Annotated in this window: 17 protein-coding genes and 1 pseudogene; 17 read left to right on the top strand and 1 reads right to left on the bottom strand. The window is 57.0% G+C overall.

The annotated features are described in order from the left end of the window. The first annotated feature begins 2 nt into the window (after nt 1–2). The 17 genes and pseudogenes from tssI to CO671_RS33390 all read left to right on the top strand — a co-directional run bounded on the left by tssI (nt 3) and on the right by CO671_RS33390 (nt 15,186). Nucleotides 3–2,474, top strand: coding sequence for a type VI secretion system tip protein TssI/VgrG (gene tssI / locus CO671_RS18935; protein WP_097607193.1), 2,472 nt, complete (start codon nt 3–5; stop codon nt 2,472–2,474). Nucleotides 2,475–2,476: 2 nt separating this feature from the next. Beyond that, the gene (locus CO671_RS18930; RefSeq protein WP_245424998.1) at nt 2,477–3,436 is read left to right on the top strand and encodes a DUF4123 domain-containing protein; all 960 of its coding nucleotides are present in this window, start codon (nt 2,477–2,479) and stop codon (nt 3,434–3,436) included. Beyond that, nucleotides 3,433–4,272 carry a polymorphic toxin type 15 domain-containing protein gene (locus CO671_RS18925; protein WP_097607191.1) on the top strand — a complete coding sequence of 280 codons (840 nt, stop codon included), beginning with the start codon at nt 3,433–3,435 and terminating at the stop codon, nt 4,270–4,272. Before CO671_RS18930 ends, CO671_RS18925 begins: the two co-directional genes overlap by 4 nt. A gap of 15 nt (nt 4,273–4,287) precedes the next feature. Next, nucleotides 4,288–4,989, top strand: a complete 702-nt coding sequence (locus CO671_RS18920) for a GAD-like domain-containing protein (RefSeq protein WP_245423780.1) — start codon at nt 4,288–4,290, stop codon at nt 4,987–4,989. Nucleotides 4,990–5,117: 128 nt separating this feature from the next. Then, nucleotides 5,118–5,420 (top strand): PAAR domain-containing protein, encoded by a 303-nt coding sequence (locus CO671_RS18915; RefSeq protein WP_097607189.1) that lies wholly within the window; start codon nt 5,118–5,120, stop codon nt 5,418–5,420. 114 nt (nt 5,421–5,534) lie between these two features. Further along, nucleotides 5,535–6,548: a hypothetical protein gene (locus tag CO671_RS18910; RefSeq protein WP_097607188.1), complete on the top strand. Its 1,014-nt coding sequence runs from the start codon at nt 5,535–5,537 to the stop codon at nt 6,546–6,548. Continuing rightward, on the top strand, nt 6,545–7,390 hold the full coding sequence (locus CO671_RS18905) for a hypothetical protein (RefSeq protein ID WP_097607187.1): 846 nt from the start codon (nt 6,545–6,547) through the stop codon (nt 7,388–7,390). Before CO671_RS18910 ends, CO671_RS18905 begins: the two co-directional genes overlap by 4 nt. Before the next feature lie 17 nt (nt 7,391–7,407). Then, entirely contained in the window at nt 7,408–8,007 is a 600-nt protein-coding gene (locus CO671_RS18900; RefSeq protein WP_141514300.1) for a hypothetical protein, read from the top strand. A gap of 134 nt (nt 8,008–8,141) precedes the next feature. Continuing rightward, nucleotides 8,142–8,831, top strand: a complete 690-nt coding sequence (locus CO671_RS18895; protein WP_245423781.1) for a hypothetical protein — start codon at nt 8,142–8,144, stop codon at nt 8,829–8,831. A 284-nt stretch (nt 8,832–9,115) separates the two neighbouring features. Then, nucleotides 9,116–9,364 carry a PAAR domain-containing protein gene (locus CO671_RS18890; protein WP_097607300.1) on the top strand — a complete coding sequence of 83 codons (249 nt, stop codon included), beginning with the start codon at nt 9,116–9,118 and terminating at the stop codon, nt 9,362–9,364. A 323-nt stretch (nt 9,365–9,687) separates the two neighbouring features. Further along, on the top strand, nt 9,688–10,599 hold the full coding sequence (locus tag CO671_RS18885) for a hypothetical protein (protein ID WP_097607185.1): 912 nt from the start codon (nt 9,688–9,690) through the stop codon (nt 10,597–10,599). Between the two features lie 94 nt (nt 10,600–10,693). Next, complete coding sequence (locus CO671_RS18880) at nt 10,694–10,894, top strand: hypothetical protein (protein WP_097607184.1); 201 nt, start codon at nt 10,694–10,696, stop codon at nt 10,892–10,894. Between the two features lie 256 nt (nt 10,895–11,150). Beyond that, entirely contained in the window at nt 11,151–12,062 is a 912-nt protein-coding gene (locus CO671_RS18875; RefSeq protein WP_141514394.1) for a type VI immunity family protein, read from the top strand. Between the two features lie 333 nt (nt 12,063–12,395). Then, a complete protein-coding gene (locus tag CO671_RS18870) occupies nt 12,396–13,421 on the top strand; it encodes a hypothetical protein (RefSeq protein WP_097607182.1) in 1,026 nt (341 codons plus the stop codon). Between the two features lie 129 nt (nt 13,422–13,550). After that, nucleotides 13,551–13,766: pseudogene (locus CO671_RS18865) on the top strand (transposase domain-containing protein); the annotation flags it as partial. A gap of 410 nt (nt 13,767–14,176) precedes the next feature. Next, nucleotides 14,177–14,566, top strand: coding sequence for a DUF6572 domain-containing protein (locus CO671_RS18860; RefSeq protein ID WP_097607181.1), 390 nt, complete (start codon nt 14,177–14,179; stop codon nt 14,564–14,566). A gap of 95 nt (nt 14,567–14,661) precedes the next feature. Next, nucleotides 14,662–15,186, top strand: coding sequence for a hypothetical protein (locus tag CO671_RS33390; protein ID WP_141514475.1), 525 nt, complete (start codon nt 14,662–14,664; stop codon nt 15,184–15,186). A 189-nt stretch (nt 15,187–15,375) separates the two neighbouring features. Here the strand turns inward: CO671_RS33390 and CO671_RS18855 are convergent, their stop codons facing one another. Beyond that, nucleotides 15,376–16,347 (bottom strand): AraC family transcriptional regulator, encoded by a 972-nt coding sequence (locus CO671_RS18855; protein ID WP_097607180.1) that lies wholly within the window; start codon nt 16,345–16,347, stop codon nt 15,376–15,378. Nucleotides 16,348–16,671: the final 324 nt, after the last annotated feature.

Here is a 16,671-nt window from a genome sequence, read left to right as displayed (position 1 = left end):
CCATGAACGATCAGCCCTCCGCCGCCGATTTCATCCAGGCAAGCCGAATCCTGAAGATCGTCTCACCGCTCGGCGAGGACCAGCTTCTGCCGGAGCGGGTGACGATCGAGGAAGGTATCTCCTCGCTGTTCGAGATCAAGCTTTCGGCCCGCACCAAGAAGCCGTCGGTCAAGCCGGAGGAACTGATCGGCCGGCTGATGGATGTCTCCGTGGAAGTGCAACAGGGCGATGGCGAGGGCGCCGTGCGCCGGCCGTTCAACGGTCTGGTGACCGAACTCAACGAGGGGCCGCCGATCACCCGCGGCCTCAGGTCCTATTCCATGGTGCTGCGGCCGCAGATGTGGCTGCTGTCGCGCCGCTCCGACTGCCGCATCTGGATGGACAAGACCTCGGTCGATATCGTCGAGACGCTGTTTTCCGAACACGGCATCCCGGCACCCGACACCTCCGGCGTGATCACGCCACCGCCGCCGCAGCATTATTCGGTGCAGTGGAACGAAACCGATCTCGCCTATCTCACCCGCCGTTTCGAAGAGGACGGCCTGTTCTACTGGTTCTCCCACGAGGACGGCAAACACAAGCTGCATGTGGCCGACAGCGCCCAATCCTGGCTCGGCCCGTCGCCCTCGGCACAGGGCGAGGTCCGGGTTCGCCTGGCGCAGGGCTCGGCCGACCGCAACCACATCACCGAGTGGAGCCGGCGTTACTCCTATGTGCCGGGCCAGCGTGCCGGTGCCGACTGGAACTTCGAAACGCCGCGCATGGTGCCGGGCACGATGACGCCGTCGCTGGTGCAGATGCCGGAAGCGACCAAACGCGAGCTTTACGAATATCCGGCGCGCATTTCCTCCGTCGCCGAGGCGGAGCGGGCGGAAAAACTGAGGATGCAGGCTTCCGAAGCCGATCACGACCGGGTCTTCGGCGGCTCGACATCCCGCATCCTGGAGGCGGGACGCCGCTTCACCCCCTACGAGGTCGCTCATCCCGACCACGTCTACGAGGAGCATGTGGTGGTGAAGACGACCCATACCGTCGTCGACCGCTCCTACGAGACCAACAGCAACGAGCCGGAATACACCAATACCTTCGAGGCCGTGCCGTCACGCGTGCCGATGACGCCGCACCGCGAGACGAAGCGGCCGCGCATCGAAGGCACCCAGGTGGCGATCGTCGCCGGCCCTTCCGGCGAGGAAATCCATCCCGACCAGTACGGCCGCATCAAGCTGTGGTTTCCCTGGGACCGCAAGGCCAAGAAGGACGGTTCCGACACCTGCTGGGTGCGCGTCAGCCAGGTCTGGGGCGGCGGCACCTGGGGTGCCCAGGTCATTCCGCGCATCGGCATGGAAGTGATGGTCGCCTTCGTGGACGGCGACCCCGACCGGCCGCTGGTGACCGGTGTGGTGCCCAATCCCAGCAACACGGTCCCTTACGATCTGCCGGCCAACAAGACGCGCATGGTCATGCGCTCGAACACCCATAAGGGCACCGGCTTCAATGAAATGACCTTCGAAGACGAGGCCGGCCAGGAGAACATGTTCTTCCATGCCCAAAAGGACCAGACGACCCGCGTGCTGAACGACCGCACCAAGCGCATCGACCGCCATGAGGTCTCGGCGATCGGCGCCAACCGGACGGTCGAAGTGGGCGGCAATCAGAAACACGAGGTCGGCGGCTCGATGAACACCGTCGTCGGCGGGACGGGGCCGATGGCGATGGCGCTGATGGGTTCCGTGCAGGGCATGGCAGGTCAAACGGCGAGCCTGCTTTCACAGGCCGGTCAGATTGCCGGGGGTGGCGGGCCTGGTCTTGGTGCCTTTGTCGGTACGCTTGCTTCCTCTGCGCTGGGCTTCCTGAGTATCGGCGGACTTGGCAACCGTGAAGGCGTCGTCGCCGGTCCCAGCCCGCGCTCCGATGCGGGCACGGCTCTTGCCAGCTCTGGTACCGGCGTCGGAGCGGATGCTTCAAGCCTGTTCCCTCTTCCAGGCATTATGAACACGATTGTCGGCTCCTTTCAGTCGACCAGCGTTGGTGTGGCGAAAGCCGAGCAGATTGGCATGAGCAAGGTGACGAACATCGGCCAGACCGAGATGATCAATGTCGGCAAGCAGCAGAATTTGACGATCGGCAAGGTACAGAGTGTCACGATCGGCGAGGAACAGAATACCAATATCGGAAAAGCTCAGGGTACGGTCGTCGGCGAAAAAATCACCGTCAATGTCGGCAAGCTCTATGGCCTCGTGGCAGGTGAAAAATACCGCGGTGAATCAAAGGTCTGGGAAGTCTTCGCGGAAGACAAGATCTTCCTGTCGGCTCCTGGCGGTTACATCGAAATCAACAAGACCGGTATCCGCCTTTACGCACTGAAAATCGATATTGAAGGAAATCAAATCAACTTCAAGAAAGGCGGTCCCGGGCAGCAGCCGTCTTGCCTGCGGCAGATGGCGAAGTCGTCCACGCCATTTGTAAGGATGTGATGATGGAAGCGACCCCAGTAATCGATCTGCCGGACATCGCCGAGTCTGCTCGCGTTCTAAGGAAGGCTGTCGATGAGATGAGCGGGCCTGTCGTCGTGGTGCTGGACGGCGGTGCCTTTGATGATCTGCCGGATGCACTGGCGTCCGAAGCAATATCTTGCCGCTCGCTGTTTCTGGAGGGAGTACCTCTCGATTTTCGTCGTGCAGGACCATGGATGGCCGAGGTTTCGTCGGCATCGATGCGATCACATGTCGAATGGCTCGATACGCATCACAATTGCGCGGTCTATTGGTCGTGCTCCGCGGGACCGGACGCTCTCTACCGTCACCTCAGAACGCTGAACGAGGTCATGATCCCGCGCGAAGGAGGGGAGGATAAGCAGCGCGGCGGGACGGAAAAACAGCGTTATGAGCGGGTTCTCTTTCGTCATTGGGATCCCAATGTGCTTGGCGCCGTGCTGCCCATCCTAACGAGATCGCAGTTCGCCCGTTTTCTGGGGCCGGCAGATGGCGTCGTGTTCAATGGCCCGGATTACGGCGGTGTCCGTCGGGTGCGCAAGGCCGACAACATGCCGGACGCGGCCATCGGTCCGCTCCGGCTGGAGCCGGACCAGATGGAAAAGTTGAAGGCTGCCATGCTTCATTCGTCGCGGCTGCGGATCGCGCGGTTCCTCAAAAAGAACTCGCCGCCCCACTTTTCGGGCGTGGATGACGACTTCGTGTGGGGAGCCACGCTGGCGAGCGAAAAAACGGCCGATGAGCTTGGAATTCGGACCGAACGCGGGCGGGCACGCTGGGCATATGTAATGGTGGTGTCGGACGGCAAGGCGGCGGATCTTCCGGAAGTGCGAAGCTTCATCCAAGAGAAAGGGGCTACACCGGATGCTCGGGTCAAGGAACTGATCGGCCATACGGTTGATGCGCTACGCTCCGGCAACGCCTTCAATGGGGCGGCGTCATGACCTCAGTGGCAGCAGAAACTATAGGCCAGTACGGTGGTCAAATCGCCGGCGGCGCTTTAGGCGGCGTCATTGGAGGCTTTTTGGGGGGGCCGGTTGGAGCCTGGATCGGTCGTGCGGTCGGGTCGAGGGTCGGGGGCATGGCAGGCCGCGCGGCGGCCGGAGCCATCGCCAGCTACATGGAAGGTGCGAACGAAGCAGCCGAGACCGAGACCAAGGAGCAGGAAGCTGCAAAGCCCTGCGTGGATTGCGGAGAGATCGATTGCTTCAAACCACCGGAGGGATCGACGGCCGATCAAATTAATGAATTCAGGCGGCAACTCAAAGAGCAGCAGGATACCATCAACGGTATGCAGCCTGATCAACTGGTCAAAAACATTGATCGCTTTGCGAAATACAAACGTCCATCCGGCGACGCCGCCGACCGAAAGTTGACGCGAGACAATTACAAGACCCAGCGAACAAGAGAGCTTGAACAGGAATATCTAGGTCAAGGCAAGAACGATTACGAGGAATTGGCTGCCGCCAAGGTTGCGGAAGAAATGGCAAATCTTGCCGCGACGCACACGCTGGACTTGGTCGCAGGGGGCGACGGCTCTATTTCCGGGATGGGTGACAAAACCATAAACAGCTCTCTCGGAGCGCAATGGAAGGGTCGCCGCGCAGCGCAATTGCGGCAGCATGCGGAGAATGCTGCAAAGCAAGGAAAAAAAATGAACGTTACGCTTGAAGAGTGTACACAAAACGGAGAAAAGCCCTCACCGCAAGACGACGGCAGCAATACCAACGGCGGTTCGGGAACTGGAGAAGGTACGCCGTCCAATGTTCCGATGTCGTGATCGCGGGAATGTTATGTGGAATTGATAGCAAAGGCAGAAGCGATGAGCGAACTTTTCATCACCTATCAAAATGCTTTGAAGAAATTTGGCGAACCGCACGGCGGGTCACCACTGCCGAATGGTATCCTTGAGTCTTATCGCGGTCGTATTCCAGATAGCTTTCTCGATTTTTTGGCACTTCACACCCCGGGCAAATGGCTCCAGGGCTATTTCCAGTTTTGCAATCCCAGCGAATACAGATCCGTTTTGGACTTGGTTCTCTATGGCGACCAAGAACTAAGGCCGGAGCGGACGCACGCTCTCGGATTTTCCGCTTTCGGAGATATCCTAGCCTGGAATGAACATTATAGAATCCTTGAAATCAACATGATTTATGGGCGCGTAAGCTGCGCGGAGATTTTCTCTCCCAAGCCCGACATAGACCCCAAAATCACGCTGGGCATTGCGATTGGCGGTGTAAATACCGAGTCCTACGACAATCCCGATGAACATGGTAAGCCGATGTTCAAGCGTCTGCTCCGCGCACATGGCGAATTAGAAGTGGGACAAATCTACGCACCCAAACTTCACCCGTCTCTGGGCGGGCCGATTACCGTCGACAATTTCCGTCCGGCAGGTGCGCTAGCGGCAATGACAATTGCAGCCCAAGCTACGCCATTCACTCTTTATAACACTACCATACCCAGTGTCCCGGCAATCCGCGAAGTTGGTGCATAACGATGAGCAAGTAGATCTCAGGTACTTGAGGATGCTGAAGGCGGCTCATTAGTCACGTCTAATCGATAACGAAGCTTGTGCCTAAAACAGATTTGCAGCCGCACCGTTGGAATGAAGGAGTTCTCAGAATGGTCGGTCGTCCAGTCACGCTTAAGGGCCATATGCATGTTTGCCCGATGGTCGACCCCGGGCCGCGGCCGCATGTTGGAGGACCTGTGTCTTCGACATCCCAGTCGTTCGTCTGCGTCGAAGGCGTACCAATCGCAACGGTGGGAGACAGGTGCACATGCACGGGCGTCCCGACGACAGCCGGCATTACAAGCGGATCGTCGGTTGCCAATATTGGCGGCAAAAAGGTCGCTCGCTTCGGGGATGCCTGCGAGCATGGAGGTCGGCTGGTGCAAGGTGAGACCTGGCTGACATTTGATTAGTCGACCCCCAAAGTCGATTTGGAATGTAATCAGATCGAGGCTCGGGCTGGGAGAGAGAACCTTCTGCCTGAGGCAGATCGCGCAGTAATCTACGCGTTCGTGAGCGGTTGAGACATGGCTAATAGTGCACAACTGAAACCGTTGATTCTAGAGGCCCAGCAACCCGTTTTCGCTGTGTTGGACGGCGCGCAATTCGAGGATTTGCCGCGTGCTTTGTTTGACGCCGACTTCGTTTTCAAGTCACTTTATCTGGATCGCGGCGAGGGTGATCGAGCTCGCATCCTCACCGCGCCGCAACTCGTCTGGCTCGATCGTGACTACTACAGCTTCGAGAAAGACAACACGGGTAGACCCCGCTCAACGAGCGCCCAAATAGTGGATCGTCTGATCGATCTTGTGGGCGGTCGGCCAGCCGTTGTTTTCTGGATGTGTGGTGAAGGTGGTGATGTTCTCTACCGGCACCTTCGAACGATCAACATGATCCTCCTGCCTGCCACATCGCAAATAGATCGAGGCAAGAGCTACGAGCGAAACCCGCTTTCGCAAGAAATTGATCACGATCAGCCTAGTGGCGACGAACGGGTTTTGTTTCGTCATGCGGATTCAAATGTCATGGCGCAGGTCATGCCTAGTCTCTCCTATTCAAACATGTCTCGTGTTCTGGGTCCTGCGAACCAGATTCTTTACTCTGCGGACGCGGATTGGAGTGAAAAGCCGATGAGCATTCGGCGCGCGAAAGACATGTCGCTGCCAAAAGCAGGACCGCTTAAATTGAACTCCGACGAGGTCGTAAGGATCGAGAATTGGCGGCGCCGTGCAACTCGCAGGCGCCGAGTTTCCTATCTTCAGGATACCTGCCCGGTGGAAACGAAAGGAGCGACGCAAGAAGCCTTGGAGCGGCATCTCCTTGTAAGCGAAGAAACGGGGGCAAAGCTTGGGTTGATCTCGGAGGGTGCACATTGCCGATGGGCGTTCATGATGTGCAAGACAAATGGCCGTATCGCGCAGTCGCGCGACGCAACTGAATTCATCAGCAGGAAGGGCGTCTCTCCCGATGAGCAAGTGAAGGTGTTCATGCGGGGCGTAATTGGAGCCTTGAGGTCGCGGCACGACACGGGGGCGGTATGAGCGGTGGCTTTTTCGAGAATTTTCTTGGCAACCTCGGTTTGGTGGGCGGTGGCGCGGGCGGGCTGGTTGGCGGTGCCGCCGCCGGAGCTGCTGTCGAAGGTGCAATAGGAGCAGGGAGCGGAGCTGTTATCGGTGGTGCCGGAGGTGCTTTGGTTGGGGGCGTCGGTGCTGTACCCGGTGCCGCCGGAGGTGCGGCGGTCGGTGGGGTTGCCGGTGCGAGTGTGGGAGCGTGGACCGGCGGAGCGGCTGGCGCTGTTGCCGGTGCGGCGACAGGATACTCGGGTGGGAAAGCAGCTGGCGCGTGGGTCGATCAGACGGCGGCGGGACAGTATGTCAATGAAAAGGTCGAGGATTTTAAGCAATGGCTGACCGGCGATGAGGCTGCCGATAAAGCTGACGCCAAGGCGACTGCGATAACTTGCGCTACTTGCGCTCAAAACCCGTGCGCGAAATATGCTTGTGGCGTCCCCGGGGGAAAGTATCGCGGTGGAGCGCATGGGTGTATGACAGGCACAGATGAGACAAGAGGTGACGAGCTGGACAGTCACCACATGCCGGCCAAGTCTAAATCTCCCCTCAATCCGGCGGTTGGACCCGCTATCCAGATGGACCCAACAGATCACGCGAAGACGGCGTCCTATAAGGGAAGAGTGAATGGCCCCACCTATGCGCCACAGCGGGCATTGCTATCCAGGGGAAAAGTGTATGCTGCCTTTCTGGTTGACGTCGCGGATGCTAAGCGGGTCGCCGCGGCTGTCGGCGACCCGACGAAATATGACGGCGCCATACTTCAAGCAACAGCCTATGCAAATTGCTTGAAGCAGCATGGCATTATTCAGTAACGAGCGGGGATTGGACAATGAATGAAGCTCAGCATTGGCGGATCATGCCGAAAATTGGCCTTGGCAAGTTAAGGTTTGGGATGAGCCGGTCAGAGGTCGATCGCTTCAGTTCCATATACGGGACTTCGAAAGGGATTTCTTCCGACAAAATTCCCGATGATATACTTAACTCTACCTTAGCTGAATTGGGGGAGGGTCTGACTGCCGAAGAAAAGCAGGAAATTCTGTCTCTCTATCAAGAAAGTGGACCTACCGCCGCCAGCGAAACGGAAGTGCGCGGGGAGAGTAATCCACTTGTTCTGACCTACGACTCCGATCGTCTGGTGGAAATTTTGGCGGACACAAAAGTGCGGAGCCTAAAATACCGCGATATCGTTGTGTTCGAGGAAAGCCCCCGGGATGTGATAAAGCATCTTGCCGACACTCTGGGAGAGAAGCCCCTTATTCTAAATGAGGAAGTCGCCTTTCCGGCCAATTTCATATTTCTGTTCGAATTCGTACGGGAAGCTGGAAGCATATACGCGGAGGGCAGTCGAACCGATCGGTCCATTATATGGCGATCCAGGCCGCGCGAAGGCGGGGTTGATCTCTCCGAATATAAACCGATGAAAATTTGAGGATGGCGGGTCAATAAGCCGAGCGCGGAGGTGCAGGGTTTAGGGTAGACATGAATCTGTCAGAAATCAGAAGATACGTTACGGCGGAATTTCCGGAGTAGCTGGTAAAGTACGAGCAAACGCTGGCCAACTTGGTGCGTAGCGACCTGCAGGAATGGCTCGACGGGGATGACTCCCACGGTAAATCCGTCGGCCGGTATCTGAGCCAACTCAGCCTTCTGGAGTTGAAAGCCGTTGTCTTGAGCGCCGTCGAGGGTCACCCAGCAGTCGATCGGCTAGCGATGGCAGCACGCCTGTCCGTTCCGCGGCTTCCCTACGCGATTGGCATCCAACATCTGAACACCAACAGCGCGGCATCCTTTCCCGACGTCGTCAACGGGCTGGCCCTGACGATGACCGTCGGCTGGAAGGACTGGAGCGAGTTGCTTGGCCGGCTTGCCTTGCAGGAACTCGAGAAGGATACGATCCAACGTGGCAAGTTTTATGGCGGAGCCTTGGGGCAGGGCGTCACCAGCTTCGGTTTCCCCTACGCGATAATGGATATCGTCGCGGACTGGTTGAAGGCGGACGCGGCCGCGACTATGACCGAGTGGCGCGAGAAGGTTTACGACGAATATGCCGGCGGTTATGGCGGCTGGAGCGAGCTTGTCGAACATTGGCGGGAGCCGGACGCGGTTGCTTTCCACCGCATCCTCGCCAAGGCGGCCGACTACCACGTCGCCCAGAGCAGCGACATGACGACCACAGGCGACAAGCGCACAAGCGCGAGACGCATTATGAAATCGAGCCGGATGCCTATTGGGCGTTCCCCGTTCTGCTGCTAATGATCCTACGCATGCGCGAGTGGGAGGGTTTGCAGAACCTCGGTTATCTCAATCACGACCTGTTCCAGATCGGCGTCTTCAAGGAGCTTCCGAAGTCGATCGCATGGCCGGCGGATACCCTTCTGGACGCGGTGGACAGAAAGTTCCGTCAGGATTTTAGACACGCCCTCTGTGGCAGATCTGCCCAGGCTGCGGGAAGTGCAATCCTTAGCATCGCTGTCTTTGCGAAAGGAGGTGAGCCGGTGGCAAATGTTTCACTCAAGGACCACAACTATGTTTGTCCGATGGTCGAACCCGGACCGAAGCCGCATGTCGGCGGCCCGATCTCGCAAACGCAGACACTGGTAACGGTGGAAGGGGTTCCGGTTGCAGTTGTCGGCGACAAATGCACCTGCGTGGTCGGCGGACCCGACACGATCAGCGGCGGCTCGTCGATCGTCTTTATCGACGGCAAGGCGCTTGTTCGCATCGATGACCCGACGGCCCATGGTGGCCGTGTCGTCGAGGGGCTTGTCTGGTTCACATCCGAATAAATTCAGCTGCACGTGGCCGATAATACATCGGGCCAGCTCGGTCGCCTGTCGCAGGGTCGGCCGACTGCATCCACATCAACGCATCGCGCCGGCACCCGTGGAACCGGTCCAAATGCTGCGAGCCCCGGTAAACGGCGGAGCACGACGACGGTTCAATCGCCGCCGAAAAATATGACTTGCGACCACAGCATCTTGACTCAACACTGGAAATCCGAGGTGACTTCGGCTTGATGTGGCGGAAGGTTCCACCATCAACGGAGCCTCCCGGCACGACACAATAGGTATGCATGTTTTGACAGCAAGATTTTGCAAGAGATTGAAAAATGCGATCGGTCGAGCACACGATTAAGGCAAATCTGAACCAAGAGAAGCGCGACATCCGGGACTGGGTCAAGGATTCCTTCAACAAGGAAATTCTCTACTACGAACCGCTTTCTGAAACGATCGAGCCATTCGTTCGTGACGGGAAGAGCGAAACGAAGCTCGTTCCCGATGCGCTCGGTTCCATCGCAAGCTGGCATATGCGGATGGCGATGGACAAGAGCCTCAACGAAGGCCTTTATCCTACCGACGAGATTGCGAGGTTCGGCATTTACCGGTTCTGGCACTACGAATGTGCTCATGCGGTCATGGAATCGGAAGATCCGGCCGGCTACAAATTTTCAATGCGGCCGTTCACCGACGTTTCCTCCATGCTGGCGCTTGGTTGGCTGAGCCATGCAAATCGCCTGGCCGAGACGATTTTCGACCGGTGGGACGCACAGTCCGACGGCAACGGCGCCGTCGCATGGAAAAGTCTGCCGCAATATCTGCCATGGCTTTCAGTCAAGCTCTATAAGGCGTGGCGAGAGAGCGACGAGACCTACGATCTGGAGCCGGATGACGGAGAAATGGGTGAATTTTCCCCATTGCTCGAAACGCTCTTCGATCCGCGACCCCGTACATTCGGCGAGGCATTGGCAAAAGCTGCGGACTTCCATGCATCGGGGTGCGGGACGGATGACGACGACGTCGTCAACGAAGAAGAATTGTGGTTCTTCCCGGTCGAACTGCTGGCCGCATGCCGGCTCCGCCAGCAACGTGGCCTGGACCTGCCGCCGCTGGATTATCCCCTGTTCAACGCCACGCCGCTTTGCCGCTTCCAGAATGCGCTGCCGCTTCCGTTCGACGAAACCTTGGCAAAGCTTCTCCCGGCTTACGCGGCCGCGACCAACAAGTTCGATCTGAAAGTCTGAACGGGCAGTGGTCTGCGATGCCGAATACAGAGACGTTGAACTACAAAGAGTTCGTGGAAAAATTCCTGCATTTCGAATCCAGTGGGGGGAAGCGATGCGCTTCATCAAGTCTGTCGCATGGTTTGTCGCGGGAATGTTCGGTTACATCTTGATGATCGTTTCCGGAGTCGGCCTTCTTTCTGCATTTCTTTTTTCAAAGGCCGATCTGACGCTCCAGAACATCTCGATCCTGATCCTCTGTGCAGGACTTTTCTTATTCGGGTTTTATCTCAATTACAAAAATCAAAGGCGATAGGGAGGATCGTTTCGGTTCGGTAACGACATGCGATAGATATTCCAAGCTATGTCTGGCCAAGCTTTGGCGTCCGACAAAGACGTCGCCGCCTGAGCTGGCGCAACAGCGGTGCGGAGCGGTCGCACGCGGGGCGCACTTTGGGACCCGGGACAGCAACAACACTTGCAACGCAGCGAGGTATTTCTGACGCAATGCATTTAACAAGGAACTCGCCGCTCAGATCGACGGCTTCTCATTTGCCAATGGCCATGGTTTTGTGGAGACTCGCATTGGTTTTGCGGTCGAGCTGTTCTTTCTAGGCGGAAGCGAAAGCCGAACCAGACTGATACTCTGCGACATGCTCCGTCAATATCATGCGCTGTTTACGGACGCGTTGTCGCATTTTCTCAAGCTGAATGCGAGCCGCCTGACGAAAATCACTGGCAGCGATTACCTGAACTATTATGAAAATATGGCGCGGGAGCTGAGTTCATCCGAGCCCATGGATGCCATGGTGTTCGGATATCCCGGCAAGAAAGTTGTCGATGAGCCGACACCTTTGAGCATTTCTTTCAAGAGTGCCGGTCCTGCTCCCATGAGCCCGCTTGGGCGATCGATGATCTGCGCCTATTTTCCGGCATCCTTAGTTGCAGAGCGCGGCTATGAGGTATTGCTCGATCTTACGAAGCGGTGGGCATCATCGGTCGAGATACTGCATGGCAGCGCGGGCTATAGTCTTTTGATCGAGCATGGAGTTTTTGCCGGCAGTAATTCTGTGGCAGAGACCATTCTGCCTCCACTCAAACGCTTTCCGGGACTGGATTTTTCCGATCCACTTCATTTCGAAGTCGAGTCCGACCTAGGCGATGGCCGGCAGATCAAGTCGATCAATTGGCTGACCGTCATTAACAACGAGATTGTCGAGAAGCTGGGAGGACAGCGCACGCTCGCTGAAAAGCTGGGCGAGACTTGCCCGATCCACGGGTTCGACGGCGGCCTGATTATTCAGGCAGGCAGCGAGCCGCAACTGGGCGATATCAACCGTGGCCTGGTTCTCGACGATTATCGCCGTGTCGCGGAAGTCCTGAAGCCCGTTCGTTTCGAGGATTATCGGCGAGGCCTCTTTATCCTGCCGGAACCATACGACAAGATTGAAGAAACCCGGAAGTGGCTTCGAAGATTTGATTAGTTGGGTTGATGCAGGCGATTGGAGTTTTCTGGACGACGCCGTGATCGTCTCGGACCGCGGTGTTCCGATCCTATGGTTGGTCACTAGATCAACTTCGCATTGCAGAAGGCGACTAGCCTCGAAATCCGCGAGAAGATGGCGGAGGTCATGCTTCAAGCAGCGCTGATTCAGCCAAGGCGATGTATGACGATTGCGGTGGGACGACGGCATGAGCATCCCGCGCGATTACTATCCGCACCGTGAAGACGTGGCAGCGGGAGGGCTTGTTAATCTCGCTGAGGCAAAGATCGTCTTGATAACGGTAGTGGAACTAACGGACCGCAGGGAAATAGTATGTCGACTCCAGGTGCGCCGGTCTCGCTCGGCAATGGATTTGCGGTCTCGAGTCGCTTTTTGATCATTGTCGGCTTTCCGGACGAGACGTCCGGCTTAGACAATCCGGTGACCCGAATTTTCTACCTCAACCTCGACAGCCAGACCCGCTTCACCTATCAGGATTGGGCCGGGGAAACCGTTGTTTCAGCCTGTCTGCGCCGCCCTCTCGGAGTGGTCTTGCGAGCTGGCTGCTTCCTTTCCGAAGAAGGCCGTGTGGAAATTTTAAACTCGACTGAGCACCTGAGCGAAGACGTCGATCCGGGGAAAAATGCCTACGGCTCCCTGCGCAGCATTCAGGAAGCAGGCGAAATCCTTTTCGCATGCGGTCTCGGTGGCCAACTTTATAGGCGCTCGACTGACGGTTGGGAGGCCGTCGATGGAGGATTGCGCGATAAGTCCGAGCGCAGAATGCGAAAGGAACTCGGTATCGGCGAATTCGCCGGCGAAGACCCCCGCGGCGCAGAGGACAGAATTGCTCTCGGAAAGGAAAGTCCCGACTTCACGCGGGTCGATGGCTCGTCTGAACGTGATGTCTATGTATGCGGCCTCAGGGGCTTAATCGGATATTTTGACGGCTCTCATCTCGCTTTGCTTTCTTCTCCGACAGGCGAACATTTGCTTGATATTCATTGCGTCAGCCACGACCGGGTGCTGATCGTCGGCTACTATCAGACGCTTTTGATTGGCAATGCACGAAGCGGTTTTGCCGTGGCGTACGAATCCAATGCTGCGATCACGTTTTATTCGGTTCGGGAGTTTCGTGGCGAGATCTATGTCGGTACGACGGCCGGGCTTAGGAAATTTAACGGCAGTAAATTTGAGGTTGTAAGCGATGCATCAGCGGGACTGGACGACAAAACCGTCATTCAGCAGATAGATAGCGTCACAGATGAGTGCCTCTGGCTCATCGGCGATCGGCATGTTTTCCGCTACGATGGTGTGAAGGCTGAAAAGATTGAACTTCCGGACAATAGAGGGCGATAGCGCCTACACCTCATAGACCGTGGAATTCGGCATCGGGTTTCGGCACCGGCCCCGGCAAGATCAACGTCGATCCCAACAGTGTCGGCACAGGCGCCGGCAAGTCCGGCAGTGCCGGTTCGCTCTAAGGAGAAACCGATTGCTCTGAATCGAAAGAACGCACTCTTCGCGGGGCATGACGTGGGAGCTGAGAACTGGGCCACCGTCGCCTCACTCATCGAGACCTGCAAACTCAATGCCGTCGATCCGCTGGCTTATCTGACCGCCACGCTGACCGCCATCGTCAACGGCCACAAGCAAAACCGGATCGATGACCTGTTACCCTGGAATCATGCGGCTGCGACATGAACCGTGCTTCTGAAGGGTTATAGATAGCAATCGGCCCCTCGCTGCTGGCTTAATGCAAGAGTTGATTTCTAACAGCCTTGCTGCTAACGCGGGTGATCACTCTAGGTGCGGCACGCGTTGTCCGCTTTCTTATGTCAATTGACTATAGCCTTGTTGATGGGCCGCAAGGCGGGCTCACCTTCGACTCCCTCGACTTGACGAACTCCGGCGTGACGTGAGGGGGAATGCGCCCCTGACCGCAATCATCGACAAATACGTCCTGTATGCCGGATTGATGCCGCGCAAACATCAGTTCAATCGGAAAGCACTTCTGACGTTCCTTGACAGGTTCGACAACCGCGTACGGTCAGTAATTCAACACCGCCCCTATTTGCTCATTGGCGGCATTTGACACGTAGCAACGCGATCCCATGACAAACCTTGACTGCGCCACCTTTGAGGGCATTGCCGATCTCGTCTTGGAAGTGCCCTATTCGAACAACCACGTTCGGATGGTCGTCAATGATACACTTCCATGGACGGCCGACCAGGCTCTTTTCTTTCACAAATGGTCGGACGAAGAAATCATCACCTTTCACATGGATATCCTGGAGAGAAAGATAGAAGAGTGCATCAGCGTCGCGACAAGTGAGGTGTTCCGGCTCAGGCATCCCGACACGGCTAGGGAAAACATTCGGCTCGTTCTCATGCTCCGGCATTTGCCGGTTCCAAATGCGGAGGCCTTTCTAATGCTAATCGAAAAACGAGTTAAGGACGAAGAAATGCAATTCCGATACGGTTATGGTGGCGACGCTATGTAGCGCTTCACTCAATCGAGTACTCTGCAGTTAGGGTGAATGAAGTTGGCAAATGCCGCACGGTCGGCGTGTGGGTTAAGGATTCGGTCAAGGTGTGAGTGGCACACCGGTTACGGTGCTTTCGCCTGGCCGAGACGATTTTTGACCGGTGGGACGCACAGGCCGAGAGTAACGGCGCTGTCGCGTGGAAAAGTCTGCCGCAATATCTGCCATGGCTTTCAGTCAAACTCTACAAGGCGTGGCGAGAGAGCGACGAGACCTACGATCTGGAGCCGGATGATGGAGAAATGGGTGAATTTTCCCCATTGCTCGAAACGCTCTTCGATCCGCGACCCCGTACATTCGGCGAGGCATTGGCAAAAGCTGCGGATTTCCATGCATCGGGGTGCGGGACGGATGACTACGACGTCGTCAACGAAGAAGAATTGTGGTTCTTCCCGGTCGAACTGCTAGCCGCATGCCGGCTCCGCCAGCAACGTGGCCTGGAGCTGCCGCCGCTGATTATTCCCTGTTTAACGCCACGCCGCTTTGCCGCTTCCAGAATGCGTTGCCGGTTCCGTTCGACGAAACCTAGGCAAAACTTCTGCCTGCTTACGCCGCCGCGACCAACAAATTCGATCTGAAAGCCTGAACGGGCCGTGGTATGCGATGCCGAATACAGAGACGTTGAACTACAAAGAGTTCGTGGAAAAATTCCTGCGTTTCGAATCCGGCGGAGGGAAGCGTGGTTTTGCTGATCAGTCAGTCCGCAGGGATGGCGCGCCCAGTAGCGATATGGCCGCAGCGCCTTAGCTTGAACCATTGGGCTGTTGTTATCTTCGAAGCGTCTCGGATGGTGATTCGCCGAACTGGCGCTTGTAATCGATAGCGAAGCGTCCCAGGTGGCTGAAGCCCCATTTGCGGGCGATCTCGGCGACCGACGAGCCTGGTGGCTGCGCCAGCAAATCCTGATGGGCCTGGGTCATCCTGAGTTGATGAAGATAGGTCATCGGCGTCGTCATGCGCCACTGCCGGAAACTCAACTGCAATGTGCGTATGCCGACATTGGCGGCGGCTGCGATCTCTTCGATGGTAATCGGCTGGTGAAGGTGGGCCCGCATATAGTCGATCGCCCTGTCGACATGCCGCGGCGCTGCGAGGGGCGCCGGCTGCATCAGTTCGGCCAGAAACCGATGCGGGAAGCCTTCAAGCAGCAGGCCGTTTATCGTCTCCGACAGACCACGCAGCGCAAGCGGCGAGTTCGAAAGGGCTTCGTCGCCGGTCAATCCAGCAAAACCCGTTTCGGCCAGCGATTTCAGCATCCAGCCGGCCCCCCGGGTCAAGTCGATCTCGGGATGGAAATCGAGCTCGTGTCCGATCGGCCTTTCGAGCATATCGGACAGCCGCTGGACAAGCTCCTGCTTTCTGACGATCATTGTCAAATGCTGCCGGGGACCGGATATGTGCACACCGGCATGACACCTGCCATCGGTGATCGTTCCCCGTCCTTGCGCCGAAATGACTTCACTTCCGTCGCTGTAGATACTCATCGCGCCTGCCGACGGCAGAAATATCAGGATCTTGTCGCTTTCCGCCTGCCGCTCGCACCGGAGATTCCCCTTGTAGGAGCACAGGCTGAACGAAAGCGGACCGGTCTCGACGAAATTGCATGAATATTCGATTTGTCCATTGAGTGGCTGGACGATGATCGGTGACGCCGGAGTGGAGAGCAGGGCCGCGAGTTCATCTGGATCGGTGCCGCTCACGGCGATACTTTTCCGGTTCAGTTCAGCAATTCGGGCCATCGGGTTTCCCAGGCTGGATGCCATATATCGAGCACGTCAAGCTGCAGGACGGTCCTGCTGTCCGCTGCCATGGAGCAGAAGTCGACCGGCCTACCTTCGGTTGCTTTCCTATCTAGATACTACGGGTAATCGATCCGTAAAGGCCGTGGATGCATGAACCGCCTCCTCCTGAAAGGGTGAACCGGGTGTTTTCAAAACAGATCGGGCTTTGACGCAATCGGCGGAAACGCTTGGGTTTTCTCAGGATGGCAGATGATCCCTATCGTGACCAACAAAGGTCATTTATGTATATATTGCTGGATCCGCCTATAATTAGGCTGCGCA

The organism is Rhizobium sp. M10, assembly GCF_002531955.1.
Classification (GTDB): Bacteria; Pseudomonadota; Alphaproteobacteria; order Rhizobiales; family Rhizobiaceae; genus Rhizobium; species Rhizobium etli_C.
This window is presented reverse-complemented; position numbering and strand designations above follow the sequence as displayed.

Coding starts and splice junctions, on each gene's coding strand:
- tssI (WP_097607193.1), top strand. CDS start 3: ATGAACGATCAGCCCTCCGCCGCCGATTTCATCCAGGCAAGCCGAATC.
- CO671_RS18930 (WP_245424998.1), top strand. CDS start 2,477: ATGGAAGCGACCCCAGTAATCGATCTGCCGGACATCGCCGAGTCTGCT.
- CO671_RS18925 (WP_097607191.1), top strand. CDS start 3,433: ATGACCTCAGTGGCAGCAGAAACTATAGGCCAGTACGGTGGTCAAATC.
- CO671_RS18915 (WP_097607189.1), top strand. CDS start 5,118: ATGGTCGGTCGTCCAGTCACGCTTAAGGGCCATATGCATGTTTGCCCG.
- CO671_RS18910 (WP_097607188.1), top strand. CDS start 5,535: ATGGCTAATAGTGCACAACTGAAACCGTTGATTCTAGAGGCCCAGCAA.
- CO671_RS18905 (WP_097607187.1), top strand. CDS start 6,545: ATGAGCGGTGGCTTTTTCGAGAATTTTCTTGGCAACCTCGGTTTGGTG.
- CO671_RS18900 (WP_141514300.1), top strand. CDS start 7,408: ATGAATGAAGCTCAGCATTGGCGGATCATGCCGAAAATTGGCCTTGGC.
- CO671_RS18890 (WP_097607300.1), top strand. CDS start 9,116: ATGGTCGAACCCGGACCGAAGCCGCATGTCGGCGGCCCGATCTCGCAA.
- CO671_RS18885 (WP_097607185.1), top strand. CDS start 9,688: ATGCGATCGGTCGAGCACACGATTAAGGCAAATCTGAACCAAGAGAAG.
- CO671_RS18880 (WP_097607184.1), top strand. CDS start 10,694: ATGCGCTTCATCAAGTCTGTCGCATGGTTTGTCGCGGGAATGTTCGGT.
- CO671_RS18870 (WP_097607182.1), top strand. CDS start 12,396: ATGTCGACTCCAGGTGCGCCGGTCTCGCTCGGCAATGGATTTGCGGTC.
- CO671_RS18860 (WP_097607181.1), top strand. CDS start 14,177: ATGACAAACCTTGACTGCGCCACCTTTGAGGGCATTGCCGATCTCGTC.
- CO671_RS18855 (WP_097607180.1), bottom strand. CDS start 16,347: ATGGCCCGAATTGCTGAACTGAACCGGAAAAGTATCGCCGTGAGCGGC.